Annotated in this window: 28 protein-coding genes; 10 read left to right on the forward strand and 18 right to left on the reverse strand. The window is 59.4% G+C overall.

Going from position 1 to position 24,775, the window contains the following annotated elements; all coding sequences use genetic code 11:
* Window positions 1–2: 2 nt before the first annotated feature.
* Both HU727_RS11465 and prlC read right to left on the reverse strand, forming a co-directional pair.
* Window positions 3–293 (reverse strand): YheV family putative zinc ribbon protein, encoded by a 291-nt coding sequence (locus HU727_RS11465; RefSeq protein ID WP_016772316.1) that lies wholly within the window; start codon window positions 291–293, stop codon window positions 3–5.
* Window positions 290–2,341: an oligopeptidase A gene (gene prlC / locus HU727_RS11470; protein WP_367617000.1), complete on the reverse strand. Its 2,052-nt coding sequence runs from the start codon at window positions 2,339–2,341 to the stop codon at window positions 290–292. The genes HU727_RS11465 and prlC overlap by 4 nt, the downstream gene beginning before the upstream one ends.
* 89 nt (window positions 2,342–2,430) lie before the next feature.
* Here prlC and HU727_RS11475 point away from each other — a divergent pair, with 89 nt between their 5' ends.
* Together HU727_RS11475 and HU727_RS11480 are read left to right on the forward strand one after the other, a co-directional pair.
* On the forward strand, window positions 2,431–2,976 hold the full coding sequence (locus HU727_RS11475) for a gamma carbonic anhydrase family protein (protein WP_186531436.1): 546 nt from the start codon (window positions 2,431–2,433) through the stop codon (window positions 2,974–2,976).
* A 29-nt stretch (window positions 2,977–3,005) separates the two neighbouring features.
* Window positions 3,006–3,656, forward strand: coding sequence for an HAD family hydrolase (locus HU727_RS11480; RefSeq protein ID WP_186531438.1), 651 nt, complete (start codon window positions 3,006–3,008; stop codon window positions 3,654–3,656).
* A gap of 99 nt (window positions 3,657–3,755) precedes the next feature.
* Here HU727_RS11480 and HU727_RS11485 read toward each other — a convergent pair whose 3' ends face one another.
* The gene (locus tag HU727_RS11485; RefSeq protein WP_186531440.1) at window positions 3,756–4,832 is read right to left on the reverse strand and encodes an aminopeptidase; all 1,077 of its coding nucleotides are present in this window, start codon (window positions 4,830–4,832) and stop codon (window positions 3,756–3,758) included.
* Window positions 4,833–4,891: 59 nt separating this feature from the next.
* Between HU727_RS11485 and HU727_RS11490 the strand changes: the two genes are divergently transcribed.
* Window positions 4,892–5,314: a PA0061/PA0062 family lipoprotein gene (locus HU727_RS11490; RefSeq protein WP_186531442.1), complete on the forward strand. Its 423-nt coding sequence runs from the start codon at window positions 4,892–4,894 to the stop codon at window positions 5,312–5,314.
* Between the two features lie 40 nt (window positions 5,315–5,354).
* A complete protein-coding gene (locus HU727_RS11495) occupies window positions 5,355–5,774 on the forward strand; it encodes a PA0061/PA0062 family lipoprotein (RefSeq protein WP_186531443.1) in 420 nt (139 codons plus the stop codon).
* A gap of 4 nt (window positions 5,775–5,778) precedes the next feature.
* Here the strand turns inward: HU727_RS11495 and HU727_RS11500 are convergent, their stop codons facing one another.
* Together HU727_RS11500 and HU727_RS11505 are read right to left on the reverse strand one after the other, a co-directional pair.
* A complete protein-coding gene (locus HU727_RS11500; RefSeq protein WP_186531445.1) occupies window positions 5,779–6,018 on the reverse strand; it encodes a DUF1161 domain-containing protein in 240 nt (79 codons plus the stop codon).
* A 240-nt stretch (window positions 6,019–6,258) separates the two neighbouring features.
* Window positions 6,259–6,690 (reverse strand): OsmC family protein, encoded by a 432-nt coding sequence (locus tag HU727_RS11505; RefSeq protein ID WP_186531447.1) that lies wholly within the window; start codon window positions 6,688–6,690, stop codon window positions 6,259–6,261.
* A 239-nt stretch (window positions 6,691–6,929) separates the two neighbouring features.
* On the opposite strand from HU727_RS11505, the gene HU727_RS11510 reads away from it, so the two are divergent.
* Complete coding sequence (locus HU727_RS11510) at window positions 6,930–7,931, forward strand: LLM class flavin-dependent oxidoreductase (protein WP_186531449.1); 1,002 nt, start codon at window positions 6,930–6,932, stop codon at window positions 7,929–7,931.
* 147 nt (window positions 7,932–8,078) lie between these two features.
* On the opposite strand, the gene HU727_RS11515 is transcribed toward HU727_RS11510, so the two are convergent.
* Window positions 8,079–8,303: a DUF1161 domain-containing protein gene (locus tag HU727_RS11515; RefSeq protein ID WP_186531503.1), complete on the reverse strand. Its 225-nt coding sequence runs from the start codon at window positions 8,301–8,303 to the stop codon at window positions 8,079–8,081.
* Window positions 8,304–8,432: 129 nt separating this feature from the next.
* Window positions 8,433–8,648 carry a dodecin gene (locus HU727_RS11520; protein ID WP_186531451.1) on the reverse strand — a complete coding sequence of 72 codons (216 nt, stop codon included), beginning with the start codon at window positions 8,646–8,648 and terminating at the stop codon, window positions 8,433–8,435.
* A gap of 167 nt (window positions 8,649–8,815) precedes the next feature.
* Here HU727_RS11520 and HU727_RS11525 point away from each other — a divergent pair, with 167 nt between their 5' ends.
* Window positions 8,816–9,142, forward strand: a complete 327-nt coding sequence (locus HU727_RS11525) for an ElaB/YgaM/YqjD family protein (protein WP_095190284.1) — start codon at window positions 8,816–8,818, stop codon at window positions 9,140–9,142.
* Here HU727_RS11525 and HU727_RS11530 read toward each other — a convergent pair.
* Entirely contained in the window at window positions 9,115–10,032 is a 918-nt protein-coding gene (locus HU727_RS11530) for a LysR family transcriptional regulator (protein WP_186531453.1), read from the reverse strand. The two genes, HU727_RS11525 and HU727_RS11530, sit on opposite strands and share 28 nt — an antisense overlap.
* Window positions 10,033–10,145: 113 nt before the next feature.
* Between HU727_RS11530 and trpB the strand changes: the two genes are divergently transcribed.
* Window positions 10,146–11,378 (forward strand): tryptophan synthase subunit beta, encoded by a 1,233-nt coding sequence (gene trpB, locus HU727_RS11535; protein WP_186531455.1) that lies wholly within the window; start codon window positions 10,146–10,148, stop codon window positions 11,376–11,378.
* Entirely contained in the window at window positions 11,378–12,187 is an 810-nt protein-coding gene (trpA, locus tag HU727_RS11540) for a tryptophan synthase subunit alpha (protein WP_186531457.1), read from the forward strand. Before trpB ends, trpA begins: the two co-directional genes overlap by 1 nt.
* A 78-nt stretch (window positions 12,188–12,265) precedes the next feature.
* Here the strand turns inward: trpA and HU727_RS11545 are convergent, their stop codons facing one another.
* The 10 genes from HU727_RS11545 to HU727_RS11590 all read right to left on the reverse strand — a co-directional run bounded on the left by HU727_RS11545 (window position 12,266) and on the right by HU727_RS11590 (window position 22,112).
* Window positions 12,266–14,227: a DUF7844 domain-containing protein gene (locus tag HU727_RS11545; RefSeq protein WP_186531459.1), complete on the reverse strand. Its 1,962-nt coding sequence runs from the start codon at window positions 14,225–14,227 to the stop codon at window positions 12,266–12,268.
* Window positions 14,224–14,544, reverse strand: coding sequence for a DUF2388 domain-containing protein (locus tag HU727_RS11550; protein WP_186531461.1), 321 nt, complete (start codon window positions 14,542–14,544; stop codon window positions 14,224–14,226). The genes HU727_RS11545 and HU727_RS11550 overlap by 4 nt, the downstream gene beginning before the upstream one ends.
* A 27-nt stretch (window positions 14,545–14,571) precedes the next feature.
* Window positions 14,572–14,889 carry a DUF2388 domain-containing protein gene (locus HU727_RS11555; protein ID WP_186531463.1) on the reverse strand — a complete coding sequence of 106 codons (318 nt, stop codon included), beginning with the start codon at window positions 14,887–14,889 and terminating at the stop codon, window positions 14,572–14,574.
* A gap of 107 nt (window positions 14,890–14,996) precedes the next feature.
* Window positions 14,997–15,314 carry a DUF2388 domain-containing protein gene (locus HU727_RS11560; protein ID WP_186531465.1) on the reverse strand — a complete coding sequence of 106 codons (318 nt, stop codon included), beginning with the start codon at window positions 15,312–15,314 and terminating at the stop codon, window positions 14,997–14,999.
* Window positions 15,315–15,645: 331 nt separating this feature from the next.
* Complete coding sequence (locus tag HU727_RS11565; protein WP_008081135.1) at window positions 15,646–15,861, reverse strand: DUF1127 domain-containing protein; 216 nt, start codon at window positions 15,859–15,861, stop codon at window positions 15,646–15,648.
* Window positions 15,862–16,181: 320 nt separating this feature from the next.
* Window positions 16,182–17,675 (reverse strand): succinyl-CoA:acetate CoA-transferase ScpC, encoded by a 1,494-nt coding sequence (scpC, locus tag HU727_RS11570; RefSeq protein ID WP_186531468.1) that lies wholly within the window; start codon window positions 17,673–17,675, stop codon window positions 16,182–16,184.
* Window positions 17,676–17,887: 212 nt separating this feature from the next.
* A complete protein-coding gene (locus HU727_RS11575) occupies window positions 17,888–19,321 on the reverse strand; it encodes an NAD(P)(+) transhydrogenase (Re/Si-specific) subunit beta (RefSeq protein WP_186531470.1) in 1,434 nt (477 codons plus the stop codon).
* Window positions 19,321–19,641 (reverse strand): NAD(P) transhydrogenase subunit alpha part 2, encoded by a 321-nt coding sequence (locus HU727_RS11580; protein ID WP_003187417.1) that lies wholly within the window; start codon window positions 19,639–19,641, stop codon window positions 19,321–19,323. The genes HU727_RS11575 and HU727_RS11580 overlap by 1 nt, the downstream gene beginning before the upstream one ends.
* A gap of 15 nt (window positions 19,642–19,656) precedes the next feature.
* A complete protein-coding gene (locus tag HU727_RS11585; RefSeq protein WP_186531472.1) occupies window positions 19,657–20,778 on the reverse strand; it encodes a Re/Si-specific NAD(P)(+) transhydrogenase subunit alpha in 1,122 nt (373 codons plus the stop codon).
* Window positions 20,779–21,215: 437 nt separating this feature from the next.
* Entirely contained in the window at window positions 21,216–22,112 is an 897-nt protein-coding gene (locus HU727_RS11590) for a LysR family transcriptional regulator (protein WP_186531474.1), read from the reverse strand.
* 157 nt (window positions 22,113–22,269) lie between these two features.
* Here HU727_RS11590 and HU727_RS11595 point away from each other — a divergent pair, with 157 nt between their 5' ends.
* Window positions 22,270–23,451: an acyl-CoA dehydrogenase gene (locus tag HU727_RS11595; protein ID WP_186531476.1), complete on the forward strand. Its 1,182-nt coding sequence runs from the start codon at window positions 22,270–22,272 to the stop codon at window positions 23,449–23,451.
* Window positions 23,452–23,465: 14 nt separating this feature from the next.
* Window positions 23,466–24,686, forward strand: coding sequence for a CaiB/BaiF CoA transferase family protein (locus HU727_RS11600; protein WP_186531478.1), 1,221 nt, complete (start codon window positions 23,466–23,468; stop codon window positions 24,684–24,686).
* Window positions 24,687–24,775: the final 89 nt, after the last annotated feature.

A 24,775-nucleotide genomic window follows, 5' to 3' on the forward strand; every position in this document is an offset into this window, starting at 1 on the left:
TATCACTGTTGCTCGTCAGGCTTTTTCTTCAGCTTCGGGTTCGGGAAAAACTGTACGGCCTGCACCTTCTTGTCGGCAGCAGGTTTCAACGCACTGGTGTTGACACGCGTGCCCAGCTCCTTGGGCACCGACAGGCCCTGTTCATTGAGCGTGTCGGAATAGCCGCAGGCCACGCATTCGCGGTGCGGCACGCCGTCCTCGTTCCACATCATCAGTTTGTCCGGCTCGCTGCACGCCGGGCAAACAGCCCCGGCGATAAAGCGTTTTTTGGTGATTACAGGGCCATCGCTCATGCTGCTGCGTCCTCACTCAGGCCGCTGTGGCGCAACAGTGCGTCAATCGACGGCTCACGGCCACGGAAGTCGACGAACAGCACCATCGGTGCTTGAGAGCCACCGCGCGCCAGAATCGCTTCGCGGAAGGCCCGGCCGGTTTCTGCGTTGAGTACGCCGTCTTCTTCGAATTTCGAGAAGGCATCCGCCGACAGCACTTCGGCCCACTTGTAGCTGTAGTAACCCGCTGCGTAACCGCCGGCGAAAATGTGCGCGAAGCTGTTGGGGAAGCGGTTGTAGGCTGGCGGGCGCATCACCGAGACCTCGTCCCGCACGCCTTCGAGTACCTGGGCAACGCTGCGGCCGTCACCGTGTGTGGCATGCAGTTCGAAGTCGAACAGCGAGAACTCCAGTTGACGCACCATCATCAACCCGGACTGGAAGTTTTTTGCCGCGAGCATTTTTTCCAGCAGATCCTGCGGCAGCGGCTCGCCGGTTTCGTAGTGGCCGGAAATCAGCGCCAGGCCTTCCGGTTCCCAGCACCAGTTTTCCATGAACTGGCTTGGCAACTCGACCGCGTCCCACGCCACGCCGTTGATGCCCGACACGCCGGCATGCTCGACGCGGGTCAGCAGGTGATGCAAACCATGGCCGAATTCGTGGAACAGGGTGGTCACTTCATCGTGGGTCAGCAAGGCAGGTTTGCCGCTGTCGGCCGGGGTGAAGTTGCACACCAGATTGGCCACCGGGCTCTGCAACACGCCGTCAGCGGTGCGGCGACGGTCGCGGGCGCCGTCCATCCACGCACCACCACGCTTGTTGGCGCGGGCATACAGATCGAAGAAGAAGCGGCCGACGTGTTGACCGTTTTCCTTGATTTCGAACAGGCGCACGTCCGGGTGCCAGGTGTCGAAGCCTTTCTGCTCGGCAATCTCGATGCCGTACAGGCGCTGGACGATGCTGAACAGGCCGCTCAGCACCTTATCGATCGGGAAGTAGGCGCGCAGGGTTTCCTGAGCGACGCTGTAGCGCTGCTCACGAAGTTTCTCGCCATAGAAACCGCTGTCCCAGCTTTGCAGATCGGCGCAGCCTTGTTCCGCTGCGTACGCGCGCAGCTGTTGCAGATCCTGCGCGGCGAACGGCTTGCTGCGCTGGGCCAGATCGCGCAGAAAGCTCAGCACCTGATCGCTGGATTCGGCCATTTTGGTGGCCAGGCTCAGCTCGGCGAAACTGGTGAAACCCAGCAGTTTCGCCAGCTCCTGACGCAGGTCGAGGATCTCTTCCATAATCGGCCCATTGTCGTTCTGGCCGGCGTTCGGGCCTTGATCCGAGGCGCGGGTGCAGTAGGCGGCGTAGACTTCCTCACGCAGCGTGCGGTCCTGGGCGTAGGTCATCACCGCGTAATAGCTTGGGAATTCGAGTGTGATCAGCCAGCCATCCTGGCCTTTGGCCTGTGCGGCGGCGGCCATTTGCGCCTTGGCCGAGTCGGTCAGGCCGGCGAGGGCGGCCTCGTCGGTGACGTGCTTGGTCCACGCCTGGGTGGCGTCGAGCAACTGGTTGGAGAAACGGCTGCCCAGCTCGGAAAGTTTGCTCTGCACTTCGGCGTAGCGCTTCTGCTCGGCTTCGGGCAGATCGATACCCGACAGGCGGAAATCACGCAGGGCCTGTTCCAGAATGGTTTTTTGCGCCACGTCGAAACCGGCGGCTTCCGGGCTGTTGGCCAACGCTTCATAGGCCTGGAACAGTTCGCGGTTCTGGCCCATTTCGGTGGAATAGGCGCTCAGGGCCGGCAGGCACGACTCGTAGGCTTCGCGAAGCTCGGCGCTGTTGCACACGGCGTTAAGATGGCTGACCGGGCTCCATGCCGCACCGAGACGATCGTTGAGTTCGTCCATCGCCAATATGAGGCCCGCCCAGGTAGGCTTCTGGCCTTGGGTCTCGAGGATTTCGGCGATCGCGGCGCGGTTGTCGGCCAGGATGGTTTCGATCGCTGGCAGCACGTGTTCGGCACGGATCGTGGAGAACGGTGGCAGATCGTAGGACTGAAGCAGAGGATTGTTCACGCTCACGGTTGGCACCTTGGCTGGAAGAAACATGCGCCCATCTTAATTACAATCGACACTCACCGCAGCTATCGGCGACAGAGAGAGAACTAATCGTGTCCCTTCGCAAATACCAGAACCACACCCCGCAGTTGAGCAAAGGCGCTTTTGTCGACGGCTCCGCGGTGGTGATCGGCGACGTCGAAATCGGCGAAGACAGCTCCGTCTGGCCGCTGACGGTGATCCGTGGCGACATGCACCGCATCCGCATCGGCGCGCGCACCAGCGTGCAGGACGGTTGCGTGCTGCACATCACCCACGCCGGCCCGTTCAACCCGGACGGCTTCCCTCTGTTGATCGGCGACGACGTGACCATCGCGCACAAAGTCATGCTCCACGGCTGCACCGTTGGCAGCCGCGTGTTGATAGGCATGGGCAGCATCGTCATGGACGGCGCGGTGGTCGAAGACGACGTGATCATTGGCGCCGGCAGCCTGGTACCGCCGGGCAAGCGCCTGCAAAGCGGCTACCTGTATGTCGGCAGCCCGGTGAAACAGATCCGGCCGCTGACCGACAAGGAAAACGCCTTCTTCACATACAGCGCGGCGAATTACGTGAAGCTCAAGGACCTGCATCTGGCTGAAGGCTACGACTCGCTTTGAATCGATTTGCGACTTGCTCAGGAAATCCCATGCATTACCAGACCGTACTGTTTGACCTCGATGGCACCCTGACCGACCCGCGTGAGGGCATCACGCGTTCCATTCAATTTGCTCTCGCCAACCTCGGTATCGATGAGCCGGACCTCACCAGGCTGGAACACTTCATCGGCCCGCCGCTGCTGCAAGCGTTTATGCAGTTCTACGATTTCGACGAGGCCAAGGCCTGGGAAGCGGTGAATTTCTATCGTGAGCGCTTCAAAGTGACCGGCCTTTACGAGAATCGCGTGTTCGACGGGGTGACGCCACTGCTGGAAACCCTGAGCGGGCAGGGGCGGCAGTTGTACATCGCGACATCCAAACCGTGGGTATTCGCCCGCGAGATTGCCCGGCATTTCGACTTTGCCCGGCATTTCAAAGTGATCTATGGCAGCGAGCTTGATGGCACGCGGACCAACAAAGTTGAGCTGATCGCCCATTTGCTCGAACAGGAAGGGCTGGATCCGGCGCAGACCCTGATGGTCGGTGATCGCAAGCATGACTTGATCGGCGCGCGCAGCAACGGCCTGGATGCGGCGGCGGTGGGGTATGGATTTGGCAGTTTCGAGGAGTTGAATGCCGAGGCGCCGGCTTATCACTTCGAGACGCTGGATGCGTTGCATCAGGCGTTTTTGCAGCGTTGATGAAATAGTCTTCGCGAGCAGGCTCGCTCCCACGGGGGCACCTTGATTCCATGTGGGAGCGAGCCTGCTCGCGAAGGGGCCTGTTACGCCCCGAAATCATCAGGATTGGGCCAAAGCTTTCAAGGCCGCCTTGCGCTCAACCGTTGGCAGGTCACCTAACTTTTCCACTTCCCGATAAAACGTCTGCCAATCCCCGTCGACCCGTCGGAACAACGCCGCAAACGCTGGCACCCACTGGTCATACAGCCCAAACGGCAGCAGCCGTGCATTGTTCAGCGGCGCATTCACCCAGGCGTCATAACGTTTATCCCCGCCCCACTGGCCGTCCCTCATTATTCGATACTCGCGACGCAACCGCTCGAATTCCGCCGTTTTTCGTGCACGCATCTGCTCGGCCGATAACGGCTGCGCATACAGCGTCTCCAGCCGTGAACGCGTTTCGAGCACCAGGCCTATGAATTGGTCGCGCTGCTTGAGCCTTGAATCCGAGTCCGGTGGCAGCCCGCAAAACGCACGCCACTGTCGTGTGCCTTCCTGCTCGACAAACGTGGCAAATGACTCGTTGAACTCAGTGTCATCCTTCACGTAGAAACGCTGGTGCGCCAACTCATGAAAAATCAGCGTGGCCAGGCGTTCATCACCCCAACCCATCATCGAATTGAGGATCGGGTCGTTGAACCAGCCGAGTGTCGAGTAAGCCTCGACGCCGCCAATCGACACGTCCATGCCCTGCAAGCGCTGAATCGCCGCTTCGCCTCGGGCAGCGCTCTGATTGTAGTAGCCGCGATAGGCCACGCACCCGGCAATCGGGAAACAATGGTTTTGCGGGCTCAGGGAAAACTCCGTCGTGGCGAACACGTTCCACACCACGAACGGCCGGCCGATGTCGGCGTACAGGCGATAGCTCTGGTTGTCTGGCAGATGCAGATGCTCGCTGGCGAAGGTGCGGGCCTTTTGCGATTGGGCCAGGTGCGCGCGCAAGGTCGCGTCGCGCCCCGGGTCGGCGATCACCTGTTCCACCGGTTCTCGCGCCCGCAGCAATTGCAATTGCCCGCTGGCCAGCTGGCTGTAATAGCTGACGCTGGCGCAACCGTTGAGTAACAAAAACAACACGCCCGGAAACAAAATCGGAAAAACGCGATCAAGTAACCCAAGGCTTGAGAACGGCCTGATCAAAATAAGAAATTCCCCGGAGAGTCTGCCCGCAAGACTATCCCGCCTAAAGGAGCACCGCTATGCGCATGTTGATGCTGACAGGGGGCCTGCTGACGCTGGCCGGTTGTGCCGGATTCGGAATGCCCGACCCCGATCCCTCGCAAGCCTGGATCGATCTGAGCGCCGGCCAACAGGACACGGCGCTGCAAGCCGTGCAAGTCGATGCCACACAAGCGATCGACAAACGCTATTTCGAAGTGCAACCCGGCAGCCATGAGCTGAAGGTGCGCTATCTGTTCCCGGTCGAGGCCACCAACATCGGCCCGAATGCCGAACCGCTGTGGCGCGATTGTCAGCTGAGTGTGAAATTCAAGGATTTCAATGCCGGCCAGCGCTATCAATTGCAGGCCGGCAGCATCGGTTTCCGGCCTTGGGCCAAACTTTATGACGAACAGCGCAAAGTAGTCGGTCAGGGCACCCCTGCGGGCTGTCAGAGCACCTGATCGGCGCTATGCTGGCTGTTCAGATCTGTGGATATTCATCATGCGAACCTTGCTGCCATTGCTTGCTGCCAGTCTTGTCGCCGGTTGCCAGACGCCGTTGCCGCCGGTCGATCCGCAAATGGCCTGGGTCGAATTTTCAACGCCAAGCCCGGGGGGCAAACTGCTGATGGCTGAGCGTCTCGACAATCAGCGATTAAGCGACGGGCGCTACTTCCAGGTCACCCCCGGCAGCCATGAACTGCGGGTGCGTTTCGACTTCGAGGTGTTTGGCGGCGGCGGCAGTTTGCTGACCGGCCCGGTCGAGCGCTTGTGCTATCTGACGATCCGTTATGACCATTTCGAGGCCGGCCAGCGTTATCTGCTGGAGGGGCGCTCGCTGGCGTTCACCCCAAGCGCGCGTTTGTACAATGCCAAGCGCGAAATCGTTGCCGAAGACCGGGAGTTCAACTGCATCATTTAGCGATTCAGCTATCGTTTTTCTGATAGATGATTCGCTTTGTGCCGTTTTCGCACGAGCCCACGATCATGGCGACGTCGTGCTGTTTCGCTTCTTCAGCAGTGATGATTTCCAGGGTGTATGACGGGATGGCTTTTGCCTGAATCTTGATTTCGATTTCTTTTCTAAGCTCTTCACAGTCTTTGGGTGCCGCCATAACCGAGGTGGCCAGTGCACTGCAAAGGATCGCCAAGCCAATACGTTTCATCGATGAAACTCCTTGAGGCAGCGCGCACGGGCGTGCGCTGAAGCTGCTGTCGATTATTCGACCACATTTCTACAGAGCGGGTTCTGACTTTGCTCACACCTTGTATTAATTGCCGGCCGCTGAGCTGGTTTCGAGACTGCCTTCGCGAGCAGGCTCGCTCCCACACTGGATCTGCGACGTGCACAAATCCCCTGTGGGAGCGAGCCTGCTCGCGAAGGCGTTAGCCCGGCAAACGCCGAATCAGCTGACCAGCGAAGCCTCGAGGGTGATCTTCGCATTCAGCACCTTGGAAACCGGGCACCCTTCCTTGGCCTTGTTGCTCAACTCTTCAAACTGTTGCTGAGTCGCCCCCGGGATCTTCGCCTTGAGAATCAGCTTCACCGCGGTGATCGCGAAGCCACCGCCAACCTGATCGAGAGTGACCTCGGCGTTGGTATCGATGCTGTCTGCTTTCAGACCGGCATCGCCGAGGATCATCGAAAACGCCATGGAGAAGCAGCCGGCATGAGCCGCGCCGATCAGTTCTTCCGGGTTGGTGCCCTTGCCGCCTTCGAAGCGTGCCTTGAAGCCGTAGGGTGCTTCTCTGAGGACGCCGGTTTCGGTGGAAATCGAGCCGAGACCGGTTTTCAGATCGCCTTCCCAATGCGCCGATGCCTTTTTAACGATAGCCATGTCTGCCTCCTCAAGTGTGGCGCGGAACGCCGCGCCATCGTGGTTTTTACTAGCAAGGCTTCTGAGGATAGACGGCGGAACAAAGTTCAGCCTGGTCGAATCGTTGACTTTTTTAGTAGGAAATTTCTTCGCTGCTATTGAATCTCGGGTATATGCCCTCATTCCATAAAACACGCTTATGGATCTGGCAGGTTTTCGCTCGCAAGAAAAACCTGCCTCCTCATTCGGAGATGCAGGTTATGAAACAATTGTCCGACGTAAAATTTTCCACCCTCGATCTGGTGCCGGTACGCGAAAACGGCAGCGCTGCGCAGTCTTTGCACAACTCGCTGGACTTGGCGCAGCACGCCGAAAAATTTGGCTACACCCGGTTCTGGGTCGCCGAACATCACAACATGGACGGCATCGCCAGTTCGGCCACCTCGGTACTGCTCGGTTATCTGGCCGGTGGCACTTCGACGATTCGTGTCGGTTCCGGCGGTGTGATGCTGCCCAACCATGCGCCGCTGGTGATCGCAGAGCAGTTCGGCACCCTCGAAAGTCTGTACCCGGGGCGTATCGATCTGGGCCTTGGCCGCGCCCCCGGTTCTGACCAGATGACCGCACGGGCCCTGCGTCGCGAGCGCTCCGGCAGTGCTGACGATTTCCCCGAAGACGTCGCCGAACTGATGCGCTACCTCGGCCCGCGCACCCCCGAACAACGCGTGATTGCCATGCCCGGCACCGGCACCAATGTGCCGATCTGGCTGCTCGGTTCCAGCCTGTTCAGTGCGCAACTGGCCGGCGAGCGTGGTCTGCCTTACGCCTTCGCCTCGCACTTCGCCCCGCGCTTCATGCACGAGGCGATCCGCGTCTATCGCAATCACTTCAAGCCGTCGGCGGTGCTCGACAAGCCTTATGTGATGCTGGGTGTGCCGCTGGTGGCTGCCGATACCGACGAGCAAGCCGATTACCTGGCGACATCGGTGTACCAACGCATTCTGGCGCTGATGCGCGGGCAAAGTCTGGTGCAGCGTCCGCCGGTGAAAACCATGGACGGCCTGTGGCTGCCCCATGAGCGTGAGGCGGTGGGTGACTTCCTTGGTCTGGCGATGGTCGGCGGCCCGCAAAAGATCCGCGCCAAGCTTGAAGTGTTGGTTGAACAGACCCAGGCGGATGAGCTGATTTTCACCAGCGATCTTTACGAACACGCAGATCGCGTACGTTCCTACGAATTGCTGGCGCAAGTCATGAAAGGATAACCCGGTCCCTTGTAGGAGCTGTCGAGTGCAACGAGGCTGCGATCTTTTGATCGTGAATTGAGATCAAAAGGCCGCAGCCCCACACGGGAAATCGTTGCCTACAAAAAAGCCGATGCATCCGCATCGGCTTTTGTATTTGCGGCGCAATCAATCGCGCGTGTAGACGATTTCCTTGCTGCCGCCTTCGCAGGTCCCAACAATTTTGGCGTCTGCCGCCGCGCCTTTGTCGACAACTTCCAGCGAATAGCCGGAAACACCTTTGGCGTCGAGCTTTGCCGCAATCTCGCTTTTCAGCTCTTCACACGGCTTGCCGGCAGCAAACGCACCACCGGCAAGGCTCAACAAACCTACTGCCAACATGAACTTCTTCATCGGTTGCACTCCCTGGTCGGATTGAATGAGGCGGGCATCAGGGCATCGGCCTGATACACCCACCTTGTAGCGCTTTGCCATTCCCTATGGCACTCGGCCAGCGCGCAAGTTCAGAAGACTAGACCAAACTCAACTGTCGGCAATCTTGAAGCCGACTTTCAGCGTGACCTGAAAGTGTGCCGCGCGGCCATTTTCGATGTGGCCACGGGTTTCGGTCACTTCAAACCATTCCAGATTGCGCAGGGTCTTGTTTGCTTCGGCCAACGCATTGTTGATTGCGTCTTCGATGCTGGTGGTGGACGAACCGACCAGCTCGACTTTCTTGTACGTGTGATGGTCACTCATGGCGTTCTCCTTGGGTGTGGAATGGCGTACGCAATTGAGACTAGCAGCCAATTGCACTGTTGATTTCGGTGCCGCTGCGCTGCCGAAGTTCAGAATTTCTGCACTTTCTCGACATGGTGAAGTCCCAACCAACACACGCCACTCATCACCAATGCAGGAGAGCCACCATGGCCAACACCTCTTTACGTAAAGCCTCGTTGCAAAGCATGGAAGCCGAGATCGAGAGTCTGCTCAAATCGTTGGAAAGCCTGAAAGACGATGCTTCGGACGAGTCGCGCAAGACCCTCAAGGCGCTGAAAAGCAATGCTGAAAGTGCGCTGAAGCACTCGCGTCACCTGCTCAGCGACGCCTATGAAGAAGTCAAAGTGAAAACCCGTGAAACCGGTATCGCCACCCGCGATTACGCGCAGGAACATCCGTGGACCACGGCCGGTGTGGCGGTCGGCGCACTGGGTCTACTGGCCGCTTATCTGCTGTTCAAGCGCGGCGAGTGATCGGTCTGGCGCAGCTCGTTCTTGAGCCACTGCGCCAGTTGCCGGGCGCGCCCGTCCGCGGCGCGCTTGGGTAGCCACAACGCCAGTTGCGCCGGGGTTTCGCAGAAGCCCCACGGCGCAACCAGGCGACCCGCCTTCAAATCCTCGGCGACTAATGGCTGCGGCGCGATTGCTACCCCGAGGCCTGCCACGGCTGCTTCCAGCAAATAATACAAATGCTCGAAACCTTGCCCAAGCTTCAACGCCTTTGCGTCGAGGCCGTTCTGCTGCGCCCAGCTTGGCCAGGCTTGCGGACGGGAGGTGGTGTGCAACACAGGCTCGTCTAGCAAACCTGCGGCCGGAGCGACTCGCAGACGTTGATAGCCGCTGAACAGCGGGCTCATCACCGGGCCGATGCGTTCCGCTGTCAGCTCGTAGACCTGCATATCGGCCGGCCACGGCGGCTCGGCGAAAACCAGCAACGCATCCAGTCCCGGACGCCGGGGATCAAGATCGCCTTCGCCAGCGGAAAGGTGCAGCCGCAAATCCGGCAGATCGGCATTCAACCGTCCCAGACGCGGAATAAACCAGCGCGCCAGCAGGCTTCCCGAACAGCCGAGTACGAACGGGGCGTCGGCGGTGCTTTGCGTCAACTCCGCGCAGACACTGCGCAACCGATCAAACGCTTCGCCGCTGGCGTCACGTAACCGCACGCCGGCATCTGTGAGTTTCAAGCCGCGCCCGTCCTTGACGAAAAGACTCACGCCCAGATGCTCCTCCAGCAGTTTGAGCTGGCGGCTGACTGCGCCATGGGTAACGTGCAACTGTTCGGCGGCCTGGCTGACGCTATTCAGCCGGGCGGTGGCCTCGAAAGCGCGCAGGGCGTTCAACGGGGGAAGGTCATGGCTCATGGTATCTGTGAGTTTTCCTGACAGGTTGTGCCGATCTTATCGGTTTTCAGCATAGATGGTCAGGGGTAGAGTGGACGTCATTGCCTTTTGACCGAATGCACCTGGAGCGACCCATGACCCAGACTTCAAACACCTCTGATCTGCGTAGCGGCCCTGACGCCAACGGCCTGTTCGGCGCGTTCGGTGGCCGTTATGTCGCGGAAACCCTGATGCCGTTGATCCTCGACCTGGCTCGCGAATACGAAGCGGCCAAGGAAGATCCCGCGTTCAAAGAGGAATTGGCCTACTTTCAGCGTGACTACGTCGGACGTCCCAGCCCACTGTACTTCGCCGAACGCCTGACCGAGTTCTGCGGCGGCGCGAAAATCTACCTCAAGCGTGAAGAGCTGAACCACACCGGCGCGCACAAGATCAACAACTGCATCGGCCAGATCCTGCTGGCACGGCGCATGGGCAAGAAGCGCATCATTGCCGAGACCGGCGCGGGTATGCACGGCGTGGCCACAGCCACCGTCGCTGCACGTTTCGGTCTCGATTGCGTGATCTACATGGGCACGACTGACATCGAACGTCAGCAGGCCAACGTGTTCCGCATGAAGCTGCTGGGCGCCGAAGTGATCCCGGTGGTCGCCGGCACCGGCACTTTGAAGGACGCGATGAACGAAGCCCTGCGTGACTGGGTGACCAACGTCGACAACACCTTCTATCTGATCGGCACGGTCGCCGGTCCGCACCCGTACCCGGCGATGGTTCGCGACTTCCAGGCCGTCATTGGCAAGGAAACCCGCGATCAGCTGCAAGCGCAGGAAGGGCGCCTGCCGGACAGCCTGGTCGCGTGCATCGGCGGCGGTTCCAATGCCATGGGCCTGTTCCACCCGTTCCTCGATGACAAGAGCGTTGAAATCATCGGCGTCGAAGCGGCCGGTTACGGCATCGAAACCGGCAAGCACGCGGCCAGCCTCAATGGCGGCGTTCCGGGCGTGCTACACGGCAACCGCACCTTCCTGCTGCAGGATGACGATGGCCAGATCATCGACGCCCACTCGATTTCCGCCGGTCTCGACTACCCGGGCATCGGCCCTGAGCACGCCTGGTTGCATGACATTGGCCGCGTTCAATACACCTCGGTGACCGACGACGAAGCGCTCGAGGCGTTCCACAAATGCTGCCGCCTGGAAGGGATCATTCCGGCGCTGGAAAGCGCCCACGCCCTGGCAGAAGTCTTCAAGCGCGCTCCGAAGCTGCCGAAGGATCACCTGATGGTGGTCAACCTGTCGGGCCGTGGCGACAAAGACATGCAAACCGTCATGCACCATATGGAACAGTCGCAGCAGGAGAAACACTGATGAGCCGCCTGCAAACACGCTTTGCCGACCTCAAAGAGCAGAACCGCGCCGCGCTGGTGACCTTCGTCACCGCCGGTGATCCCGACTACGACACTTCGCTGGCGATCCTCAAAGGCTTGCCTGCTGCGGGTGCCGATGTGATCGAGCTGGGCATGCCGTTCACCGATCCGATGGCCGATGGCCCGGCGATCCAGCTGGCCAACATTCGTGCGTTGGGTGCCAAACAGAATCTGGCGAAAACCCTGCAAATGGTTCGTGAGTTCCGTGCCGGCAACAGCGAAACTCCGCTGGTGTTGATGGGCTACTTCAACCCGATCCACAAATTCGGCGTCGAGCGTTTTATCGCTGAAGCCAAAGAGGCCGGCGTCGATGGCCTGATCGTTGTCGACATGCCGCCGGAGCACAACGAAGAACTGTGCGACCCGGCGCAGGCTGCCGGTCTGGACTTCATTCGCCTGACCACGCCGACTACCGATGATGCGCGTTTGCCGCGCGTGCTCAATGGCAGCTCCGGTTTCGTCTATTACGTGTCGGTGGCCGGTGTGACCGGTGCCGGTGCAGCGACTCTGGAGCACGTTGAAGAGGCGGTTGCGCGTCTGCGTCGTCATACCGTTCTGCCGATCAGCATCGGTTTCGGTATCCGTACACCGGAGCAGGCAGCGGCCATCGCCCGATTGGCGGAAGGTGTTGTGGTGGGGTCGGCGCTGATCGATCACATCGCCAGCGCCGATACGCCTGAGCAGGCCATCGATGGTGTGTTGACGCTGTGCTCGGCGCTGGCAGACGGCGTGCGCAAGGCCCGCCTCTAATCGCACGGATCGGTGCTTTACCGCACCGGATGAATAAAAAAAGGCTTCAGAACATTGTTCTGAAGCCTTTTTTGTTTGTCAGGGCAATTGCAATCCGCCCGAGGCCTTGTGCAGTTTGCGCAGATGCTCGCCGATCTGCTTCACATTGGCCTCACCGGCGGCAATCTCGGCCGCGCGTTTGGGTTCAAGCAACTTGCGCACTTCGGTGTCCAGGTCGCCGGTCAGGGCCAGCAGCTTCTTTTGCCGCTGACTGCTTTCCGCTTCCAGCCGGTCAAATTCGCTCGGCTGCGGTAATCCGTAACCTTTTGAGTCGAGCAGTTCCGCCGGACGGCTAAGGAAGCCGCTGTTGGCGAGGATTTCCTGCAGGGTCGCGTTGGCTTTGTCCATGCCGCCGTTTTCCAGTTCGCGCGCGCCGAGGTAGCGTTGCTTGACCTCGTCCTGCGCCAGCAGCAACTGGCGGCGGAAACTCGCCTGTTCCAGCAGCAACAGCGCCGCGCTGGTACGCAAATCAGCATGCTCGAACCATTCTCGACGCTCTTCAGCCGTCAACGAAAGCCACTCTTCGACGGTGGTCTGTTTGATGGGCAGTTGCTTCTTCAGCACGTCGAACATCGCTTGATAACGATCGCGGAACGAGTCGAAACGGTAACCCAGGCGCAGCGCCTCTTTCGGATCATCGAGCACGCTGGTGTCGGCCAGGCCGCGGCCCTTGAGCACTTCCAGCAAGCCGTTGGGCATGATGCTGTCGAGGCCGACAAGCTGTGTGTTGTTACTGCCGCTGCGCAACAGTTTCAAACCTTCCACTGCGCAGTTGTTGGACAGAAAGAAGTAGTTGCCGTCATAGCTCCAGTGCATCTCGGCGGCATGTTCGACGACGCCTTCGATTTCCTCGCGCGACAGGTTCAGCGGCACCGAAGCGAGGCTGCGCAGTTCGGTCTTGGTGTACTCGTCGATCACCTGCGCCAGCGGCAACACGAACAGCCGCGACGGGTATTTGCCCACCAGTCCGTCCCAGCTGGAAAGCTGTACGTCGCCAACGAAGGCGCGGTAGGACAACACGAGGTGCTGATCCAGGTCGAGCCGGCAGTCCGGGCCACGCGGGCGGCCGGGCGCGCAGATCACCAGGCGCAACATGCTGTGGCCCCAGCGGCTGACCCAGTTCTGATTGGCCTCGGCCAGCAGGTAATCCACTGCGTAGACGCGTTCCGGATCGACGCGCCCCAGGGGCTGTTTGGCGAAGTCATTGCCCGCATTGAGGAAGGCGAAGCTTGTGCTGCAAGTGTCCTTCGTTGGCGGCGCCCAGCCGAAATGATCCTTGTAGTAGCGATACAGCGCTGGGCGACGGCAGGCGTAGCTCGGGTCGAGGAGGAAGTACTCCATGTTGACCGCGACGAATTCCTTGGGACTGGAGATTTCGTACAGATCCGGGCTGCGAGCAATCTGGCGGTTGTGTTGTTCACGCTCGCCCCGACGGCCGACGTATTGCGGCCAGCCGGCCAGATCAAGCAGGCGCGGGTTATCGCTGAGGGTGAAGCGACGACCGTTCTGTCCGCGACACTCATCGGGCATGCCGATCAGCCCCACGCTGTCGAAACGCCGGGTGCAGCGCTGGATCAACGTACGCTCGGCGCTGGGCCACAAGCGCGCGCGATCATAAATATGGGTGATTTCGTGCAGCACCGTCGCGAGCAGTTCCTGCCGCACAGTTCCGTGGGGACGATTGGTCTTTTCTTTGGCCGCGCTGCCGTCGGTGAGACCGGCGAGCAGCTTGCGATTCAGATCGAGCTCGGAAACCAGCGTGGCCTGCCCGTAAGCATTGGCGGGCATTTTGTCGGTCCATCCGACATCGATGCGCCGATCCAGCCGCTCGATGAAGCTCGGCGGCAATTTCTGCATGGCCTCATCGATCAGCGCCTGGCTGGCCTGTTGTTGGGCGGGGCTCAATCCGTCGGTCTTGAGCCGCAATTGCAGGCCGGCGTGGGCGCTGCTGCCGATCAGCAGCAGCGCCCCGGCCAGCAGCCAGGTGCCGAATGACTTCACAGTGCGAGGATGGCTTCGGCGAGTACCTGATCGCTGGCGTCGCGCGCTTCCGGCACGCGAGTGCGCAAGGTGTTGAGAGCAGCTTCGAGATGTGCGCCACGGATATCGCCATTACTGGCGACGAAACTGGCGGCGTCGTCGTGGGCTTCGCGGATGATTTTCGAATCGCGAATCGACGTGGTGGTATCGGAGGTGAAATCGATGGTGCGCTGGGAGGCACGAACGATGATGTTACTGGTGGCTACCAGGGTTTGCGCCTGGGCCACGTCGGCCAATACAAACAGGCCAAGGGCGGCAGCAATCAGCGGGCTACGCATGGAACGACTCCGGAAGGACAAGGATAACTATTGGACGAGAATTGCTTGCGCCAGTTCAAGGTCGCTGGCATGAAGTTTTGGCCGGGTCTTGCGCAAATAATGCAGCGCGGATTCCAGCCGGGCGCCTCGCCATTGACCGTCACTGGCAACGAAAGCGGCCGCGTCATCATGGGCGGCGACCAGCAGTTTACGGTCGAACGGTGCAGAAGACACCATGCTGGTGGCATAAGCGCTGACGACAATGCCTTGCGTCGAAGCATTGAAGGCATCGAAGGCGCCGGCAGACGTCGCCCAGCAGGCGGACAATAAAGCAGAAGTGATGAGCAGATTTGGAAGAAAGCGCATAGGACTCGACAACTGTTAACGAGCCTGAAGGCTAGCGCAAATGCCCGGGCCAGAGCCAGCGTTGCGACATCGGGGCACGGCAAGGCGTGTCCCGATGTCGCAAACGTTTACAGCGTCAGAATGGCTTGAGCCAGCTGTGCGTCGGTCGCACTGAGCTGTGGCGCTTGATGACGGATGTGCTCCAGCGCGCTTTCCAGTTTCACACCACGGATATCGCCTTCGCTGGCGACGAAGCTTGCAGCGTCATCACGGGCGGCGAGCACGATCTTGTCGTCACGGAAAGAGGAGGTCACGTCGGAAGTGGCGTCGGAGGACGCTTTCAGAGCGCCGACAATCGAGTCGGTGGTCACGATGAAGCTGGTGGCGCTGGCGTTGGCAGCGAAGGCCAGCAGGGCGGCGGCACTGAGCAGACGAAAACGGGTCATGGTGAAACTCCTTTGGATAAACCGTAGTGAGAGGTGGCTCGGTATCTGAGGAGTCAGACGCCAGTCGCTTAACGTTCGCCACGTTCCTGGTGGATATTAGGCTGCCCGTTGCGGTTCGCCCAGTGGTGGCTACGACTGGATTACCGAATTAGCTAACTGTACGGGCGTTTTTCTAGATTAATGAAATTGTGCTGGTTGACGTTCGATGCCGCCGTTTCAGTATCTCACTAGACGAAAACGACAAAACCCGCCGTGGTTTCCCACGACGGGTTTTGTTTATTCAATTCGGGTTGCTGGCGGTGGGTCTATCGACCAGAGCCAGCGACGCTGATTAGCGCCAGAACGGCTTGCTCAGCTCTTCGTAGCGTTGTGCTTCGCTGATACCGGCGTCAGCCAGCAGACGCGAATCCAGACGGGCCAGTTGGTGGCGGCTGGAGATGCGGCGCTGCCACAACATCAGGTTGGCGAGAACGCGCAAAGGCAGGGAAGCCTGGGTGTTTACAGCTTTGTCTTCGAAGAACAGTTCGGAACTGAGTGTACGTTCCATGGTTGACATCCTTCCGCTTGTGGCGGGATCAGGTAGTGGTTTGACTGGTGCCCATGATCCTCTCGTTTGCCAATGCTCTCTAGATACAGTTCAACTGTATTGTGAGTGACCAGTTAACTGTTTGCGGGCGGTGTACGGGTCGAAATAGCGCAAACTGTACCTGTGTGCACCTTGTTGGTGCATAGTCGCGGTTTTTAGCCCTTGGCGTAGGTTTATGCTGTAGGAAAAGACCAGTACAGCAGTACAGTTTTTGATGATATGGGAGCTGGCGCGCAACCACTGATGCAAACTGTTTTGCGTCAGTGACTGATCTGTGCGTTTTAGACCGCGAGCATGCGCCCGGTTTCTTCAAGATTTATATGCCAGCTCAGGGCTTCGCGGAGGATGTGCGGTGTGTGGCCACCGATCGCGCAGGCCGCAGTGAAGTAATCATTCAGTGCCTGGCGGAAGTCTGGGTGTACGCAGTTATCAATGATCACACGCGCACGTTCGCGTGGTGCCAGGCCCCGCAAGTCAGCCAGCCCCATCTCGGTCACCAGAATGTCGACGTCATGCTCGGTATGGTCGACGTGACTGACCATCGGCACCACGCTGGAGATCGCGCCACCCTTGGCAATCGACTTGGTCACGAAGACCGCCAGATGCGCATTGCGCGCGAAATCGCCGGAGCCGCCGATTCCGTTCATCATCCGCGTGCCGCAGACGTGGGTGGAGTTGACGTTGCCGTAGATGTCGAATTCCAGCGCGGTGTTGATCCCGATGATGCCAAGGCGCCGCACCACTTCCGGGTGGTTGGAAATTTCCTGCGGACGCAGAATCAGTTTGGCCTTGTACTTCTCCAGGTTGCCAAACACGTCGCTATTGCGCCGCTCCGACAAAGTGATCGAGCTGCCCGAGGCGAAGCTCAGCTTGCCCGCGTCGATCAAATCGAAGGTCGAGTCCTGCAGCACTTCCGAGTACATGGTCAGGTCTTCGAACGGCGAATCGATCAGGCCACACATCACCGCATTAGCGATGTTGCCGATCCCGGCCTGCAGCGGGCCGAGCTTGTTGGTCATGCGACCAGCGTCGACTTCCTGCTTGAAGAAGGTGATCAGGTGTTCAGCGATGGCATGGGTGTCAGCGTCCGGTGTCGACACCGTTGACGGGGAGTCCGATTGTTGGGTGATGACAATCGCAACGATCTTCTCTGGCGGAATCGGGATCGCCGTGCTGCCAATGCGATCGTCGACCTTCACCAGCGGAATCGGCGTACGCGTCGGACGGTACGTCGGTATATAGATGTCATGCAGGCCTTCGAGGTTGGCGTTGTGCGCCAGATTGATCTCGACGATGACCTGTTTGGCAAAAATGGCGAAACTCGCCGAATTGCCCACCGAGGTGGTCGGCACGATATGGCCTTGTTCGGTGATGGCAACTGCCTCGATGACGGCGATGTCCGGCAGCTTCAACTGTTGGTTGCGCAATTGCTCGACGGTTTCCGACAGATGCTGATCGATGAACATGACTTCGCCGGCATTGATCGCCTTGCGCAAAGTGCTGTCGACCTGGAACGGCATGCGGCGCGACAGGACGCCGGCCTCGGTCAATTGCTTGTCCAGGTCATTGCCCAGGCTGGCGCCTGTCATCAGACTGATCTTCAATGGCGTGACCTTGGCGCGCTCAGCCAGTGCATGGGGAACGGCCTTGGCTTCGCCGGCACGGGTGAAGCCGCTCATGCCGACGGTCATGCCGTCCTCTATCAGAGCAGCGGCGTCGGCAGCGCTCATCACTTTATCCAACAACGAAGGCAGGCGAATTCGGTCACGGTACATGGATTATTTCTCGGGCAGCGAGTAGCAGGATGCGCAGTCTAGTGAATTTGGCGGGCGCCTGTCCCGCTACCATGGTCGCAAACGAGGCCTCTATTTCGCGGGTTTCAAGTAAAACACCGTTGCTAAATCTGCAACAACGCGGCAAATCGTCCATCCTTTCTCGCTAACAAAAACGCCCCGACAAGTCGGGGCGTTCGGCAGTGCAGTGGCGATTACTCGACCGCTTTGACCATGTCTTCAATGACCTTCTTCGCGTCGCCGAAGACCATCATGGTCTTGTCCAGATAGAACAACTCGTTGTCCAGGCCGGCATAACCGCTGGCCATCGAGCGCTTGTTGACGATGATGGTCTTGGCCTTGAACGCTTCGAGAATCGGCATGCCGGCAATCGGCGACTTCGGATCGTTCTTCGCGGCCGGGTTGACCACATCGTTCGCGCCGAGCACCAGCACCACGTCGGCCTGGCCGAACTCGGAGTTGATGTCTTCCATCTCGAAAACCTGGTCGTAAGGCACTTCGGCCTCGGCCAGCAGGACGTTCATATGTCCAGGCATCCGCCCCGCAACCGGGTGGATCGCATACTTCACGGTCACGCCACGGTGTGTCAGCTTCTCGGTCAGTTCCTTCAGCGCATGCTGGGCGCGAGCCACCGCCAGACCATAGCCCGGCACGATGATCACAGTATCGGCGTTGGTCAGCAGGAAGGTCGCGTCATCCGCGGAGCCGGATTTGACCGGTCGCGCTTCTTTAGCACCGGCCGGGCCAGCGTCCGCCGTATTGCCGAAACCGCCGAGCAGCACATTAAAGAAGGAACGGTTCATTGCCTTACACATGATGTACGACAGAATCGCACCGCTCGAACCCACCAGGGAGCCGGCAATGATCAGCATCGAGTTGTTCAGCGAGAAACCGATACCGGCCGCCGCCCAACCCGAATAGCTGTTGAGCATCGACACCACTACTGGCATGTCTGCCCCGCCGATCGGGATGATGATCAGCACACCCATCACGAACGCCAACGCCAGCATCATCGCGAATGCGGTGAGGTTGCCGGTGAACATGAAGGTCAGGCCGAGCGCCAGCGTAGCCAGGCCCAGCACCGCGTTCAGCTTGTGCTGACCGGAAAACTGTACCGGTGCCCCCTGGAACAGGCGAAACTTGTACTTGCCCGACAACTTGCCGAACGCAATCACCGAACCGGAGAAGGTGATCGCACCGATGGCCGCCCCGAGGAACAGCTCCAGACGGTTGCCAGCCGGGATCGCGTCGCCCAGTTGCTTGACGATGCCCAGCGACTGCGGCTCAACCACAGCGGCAATGGCAATGAAGACCGCCGCCAGACCGATCATGCTGTGCATGAAGGCGACCAGTTCCGGCATCTTGGTCATTTCAACCCGCTTGGCCATGACCGAACCGGCGGTGCCACCGACCAGCAGGCCGACGATCACGTAACCGATGCCCGCTGTGGCAAGCTCAGCGCCGAGCTTGTAGATGAGGCCAACGGTGGTGATGATCGCCAACGCCATGCCGAGCATGCCGAACAGGTTGCCGCGTCGCGAAGTGGTGGGGTGCGACAGGCCTTTGAGGGCCTGGATGAAGCAGATCGACGCGATCAGGTAGAGCGTCGTGACGAGATTCATGCTCATTACTTCGGCGCCTCTTCTTTTACTTTCGGGGCTTTCTTCTTGAACATCTCAAGCATGCGACGAGTGACCAGGAAGCCACCGAAGACGTTGACCGCCGCCAGTGCCACGGCCAGGGTGCCCATGGTTTTGCCCAAAGGCGTGACCGTCAGCGCCGCAGCCAGCATGGCGCCTACGATGACAATCGCGGAAATCGCGTTGGTCACTGCCATCAACGGCGTGTGCAGCGCAGGTGTAACGTTCCAGACCACGTGATAACCGACATAAATCGCCAGCACGAAGATGATCAGGTTGTAGATACCGGGGGAGATAAGCTCTTCCATCGTTTGAATCCCTGCTTAGGCGTTTTTGCGGATGACTTGGCCGTCGCGGCACATCAGGCACGCGGCGACGATGTCGTCTTCGAGGTTCACTTCAAATTGGCCTTCCTTGGTGAAGACCAGCTTCAGGAAGTCCAGCAGGTTGCGGGCGTACAGCGCCGAAGCGTCGGCTGCCACTTCACCGGCCAGATTGGTCGGGCCGACGATGGTCACACCGTTTTCCACGACGATCTGATCGGCGACGGTCAGCGGGCAATTGCCACCCTGAGCAGCGGCGAGGTCGATAACCACCGAACCCGGTTTCATCTGCGCCACGGTCTCGGCGCTGAGCAACGTCGGCGCCTTGCGACCTGGAATCAGCGCAGTGGTGATGACGATGTCAGCCTGCTTTGCGCGTTCGTGCACGGCCTGGGCCTGACGCTGCATCCAGCTCGCCGGCATGGGTCGAGCGTAACCGCCCACGCCAACTGCGCATTCGCGTTCTTCATCGGTCTCGTAAGGCACATCGACGAATTTCGCGCCGAGGGATTCGATTTGTTCTTTCACTGCCGGACGCACATCCGAAGCCTCGATCACAGCGCCCAGGCGCTTGGCCGTGGCAATCGCCTGCAATCCCGCCACACCGGCGCCGAGGATCAGCACGCGCGCCGCTTTCACGGTGCCCGCAGCGGTCATCAGCATCGGCATGAAACGTGGGTAATAGTGAGCGGCCAGCAGCACCGATTTATAGCCGGCGATATTTGCCTGCGAAGACAGCACATCAAGGCTCTGCGCCCGTGAGGTGCGCGGCGCTGCTTCGAGGGCGAACGCGGTAATCCCGCATTCAGCCATCTGGGCAATGGTGTCGTTGTTGAACGGGTTGAGCATGCCCACCAGCACCGAACCGCGCTTGATCAGCGCCAGTTCGGCGTCGCTTGGGGCAACCACCTTGAGAATCAACTCGGCGCCAAACGCGTCATTGGCGCTGCCAATGCTTGCGCCGGCCGCTTCATAGGCACCGTCGACAACGCTGGCTTTAATGCCAGCGCCGGATTGCACAGTGACTCTATGGCCTTGGCTGACCAGCTTTTTTATGGTTTCAGGGGTTGCAGCAACCCGTGTTTCACCGGTCTGGGTTTCGAGAGGAACACCAATGTGCACGTCAAATCTCCTGCGTGATCTTATTGAGTAAACCCATGCACTGCGGATGGTGCGGCTGGGGCGGCCGATCAGCACGATCCCGCCAAATCAGGGCGGGGCGCGGCATTTTGCAGGCGAACTTTAAGCCCTTCAAGGGATTATGACGGGTGACGGAAAATTAACTACAAGTCATGCCGTGACCGAATGTCGCACGAGGCCGACTGAAACCCTTACAGGCCTTGCTCCGTATGGATTCTGGCTGAATTTGGAAAAATTTCGCATCGGTGGCGTGAATAGACAGTAATGAGTCGCCAATAGAGGCTCAAAGCCACGTCGTTGGCAGCTTGTGGGACGTCTGTACGACTTTCGAATACAGTCGACGCAAAAGCGACAAATACTTATATCTGTAGGGTTTTCGATTTCCTGACTACTGGGTTAATTAACGCTGGAGGCCTTTATTATTCGCTGCTGTAGCTTTGCGCCTGGTCTATCAGCCAGTCTCGAAATGCTTTCAAAGAGGCGGATTCGACTTTTCGCTCAGGAATCATCAGGTAATAAGCCTTGATACTGGGTAGCGCTTGAGGGTTGGCAATCACCAGTCTGCTTTCAACCAGTTCACGCTGGATCAGAAACGGCGGAATCAGCGCAATGCCCATGTCGTGCATGGCTGCCTGGGCCAGCATGGAGAATAGCTCGTAGCGCGGACCTGTCATGTCGCGCGGGATATTCAGGTGTTGCGATATGAACCATTGGCGCCAAGCGTAAGGCCGGGTGGTCTGCTGCAGCAGCGGTAGTTCGGCGATGGCTTCGGCCGTCAGATGAGTCTTGTTGCCAAGTAAGGCGGGGCTGCAGACCGGCACTGGATTTTCACCCATCAACCTGTGGGATTCGGTACCGGACCAATCGGCGTCACCGAAGTAGATTGCCGCGTCGAATTCGGTATCGGCAAACAGGAAGGGCCGGGTGCGGTTGGTCAGATTGACGGTGACTTCCGGGTGCTTGAGCTGAAAATCCTTTAGACGTGGCAGTAACCATTGCGTGCCGAAGGTAGGCACCACGGCGAGCTCAATCACGTTGGTGCCTTGCTGGCCCATGATCGATAAGGTGTCACGTTCGACCGCATCGAGTTGAGTTGCCACGCGACGACTGTAGGAAAGCCCCGCTTCTGTCAGCTTCACCCCGCGCCGAGAGCGTCGGAACAATTCCACGCCAAGGAACTCTTCGAGGCTGGCGATCTGTCGGCAAATAGCGCCCTGCGTCAGCGAAAGTTCTTCGGCCGCCCTGGTGAAGCTTTCGTGGCGTGCGGCAGCTTCGAAGCTGATCAGAGCAGTGGTGCTGGGGATCTTTCTGCGCATGTACGTCATCCTCACTAATACGCCGTTGATCAGGTACCTCGAGATGTTACGGAGTGAGAAATTAGCACAACAGAATGCAAAAACCTCGTTTGCCCCATCGGCTGACCGCGCCTAGGATCAATGCCACGTTATTCACCCGATTTGCGAGGACACACTCATGGGCGGTAAAGCTAGCTTCAACTGGATCGATCCCCTCCTGCTGGATCAGCAGCTCACCGAAGAAGAGCGCATGATCCGCGATACCGCCGAGCAGTTCGCTCAACAGAGCCTCGCACCGCGCGTACTCGAAGCTTTCCGCCATGAGAAGACCGACCCGGCGATCTTCCGCGAGATGGGTGAAGTCGGTCTGTTGGGCGCGACCATCCCTGAGCAGTACGGTGGCAGCGGTCTGAATTACGTCAGCTATGGTCTTATCGCTCGGGAAGTGGAGCGCGTCGACTCCGGCTACCGCTCGATGATGAGTGTGCAGTCCTCGCTGGTGATGGTGCCCATCAATGAGTTCGGGACCGAAGCGCAGAAACAGAAGTACCTGCCGAAACTGGCCTCCGGCGAATGGATCGGTTGCTTTGGCCTGACCGAGCCGAACCACGGCTCCGATCCGGGCGCGATGATTACCCGGGCGCGCAAGGTCGATGGCGGCTACAGCCTGACCGGCGCGAAGATGTGGATCACCAACAGCCCGATCGCTGACGTGTTTGTGGTGTGGGCCAAGGACGACGCCGGCGACATTCGTGGCTTTGTGCTGGAGAAAGGCTGGAAGGGGCTGAGTGCTCCGGCGATTCACGGCAAGGTCGGGCTGCGCGCTTCGATTACCGGCGAGATCGTCATGGATAACGTGTTTGTGCCGCAAGAAAACATCTTCCCGGACGTGCGTGGCCTCAAAGGTCCGTTTACCTGCCTCAACTCCGCACGCTACGGCATTTCCTGGGGCGCGCTGGGCGCCGCCGAATTCTGCTGGCACACCGCGCGTCAATACACCCTGGATCGTCACCAGTTCGGTCGCCCATTGGCGGCGACTCAGCTAATCCAGAAGAAGCTCGCCGATATGCAGACTGAGATCACTTTGGCACTGCAAGGCTGCCTGCGTCTGGGGCGCATGAAAGACGAAGGCACAGCCGCCGTTGAAATCACTTCGATCATGAAGCGCAACTCCTGCGGCAAGTCGCTGGATATCGCCCGCATGGCGCGCGACATGCTGGGTGGCAATGGCATTTCCGATGAGTTCGGCGTTGCTCGTCATCTGGTCAACCTGGAAGTGGTGAACACCTATGAAGGTACACACGACGTTCACGCGCTGATCCTCGGGCGTGCGCAAACCGGTCTGCAGGCGTTCTATTGACAGGAGGGCAGACCATGGGCGCGCTGTCGCACCTGCGGGTACTGGATTTATCACGAGTGCTGGCCGGGCCATGGGCCGGGCAGATCCTTGCCGACCTTGGCGCTGAGGTGATCAAGGTCGAGCGCCCGGGCAATGGCGATGACACCCGCGCCTGGGGGCCGCCCTTCCTGAAAGATGCTTATGGCGAGAATACCTCTGAGGCAGCCTATTACCTGTCTGCGAACCGTAACAAGCAATCGGTGACCATCGACTTAACCCGTCCGGAAGGACAAAAGCTGGTGCGCGACCTGGCGGCGAAGTCGGACATCCTCATTGAAAACTTCAAGGTCGGTGGGCTGGCGGCTTATGGACTGGACTACGAGTCCCTGAAAGCGATCAACCCCAATCTGATCTATTGCTCCATTACTGGCTTCGGCCAGACCGGGCCGTATGCCAAACGAGCGGGTTACGATTTCATGATCCAGGGGCTGGGTGGGCTGATGAGTCTCACTGGCCGGCCCGAGGGTGATGAGGGCGCGGGGCCTGTAAAGGTCGGGGTGGCGCTGACGGATATCCTGACCGGACTATATTCGACGGTGGCGATTCTAGCGGCGCTGGCTCATCGCGATCACGACGGTGGCGGGCAGCACATTGATATGGCTCTGCTGGATGTACAGGTTGCGTGTCTGGCCAATCAGGCCATGAACTACCTGACTACGGGCAATCCGCCAACGCGTCTGGGCAATGCGCATCCGAACATCGTGCCTTATCAGGACTTTCCTACGGCTGATGGCGACTTCATCCTTACCGTGGGTAATGACGGGCAGTTTCGCAAGTTTGCCGAGGTGGCAGGGCAACCGCACTGGGCGGATGATCCACGCTTCGCGACCAACAAGCTGCGGGTAGCAAACCGGGCAGTGCTGATTCCATTGATCCGTCAGGCGACGGTATTCAAAACGACAGCCGAATGGGTTGCACTGTTGGAGCAGGCGGGCGTGCCCTGTGGGCCGATCAATGATTTGTCGCAGGTCTTCGAAGATCCACAGGTGAAAGCGCGTGGCCTGGCGATAGAGTTGCCTCATGCGTTGGCTGGAAGAGTACCTCAGGTGGCGAGCCCGATTCGGTTGTCCGAGACGCCCGTCGAATATCGACATGCGCCTCCTTTATTAGGCGAGCACACGCTGGAGGTTTTGCAGCGAGTACTGGGGCTTGGGGCGAGTGCGGTGGCGGCGCTGAGGGAGGAGGGGGTGCTTTGAGTCTCCTTCTATATATAGAGGGCGATGGTTTCTCTTCGTTTGTGGGGGGCGGTCTGAGCGTTTTTTAACCGGTTCTCAAGTAATTGAAA

Source organism: Pseudomonas khorasanensis (genome assembly GCF_014268505.2).
Lineage (GTDB): Bacteria > Pseudomonadota > Gammaproteobacteria > Pseudomonadales > Pseudomonadaceae > Aquipseudomonas > Aquipseudomonas khorasanensis.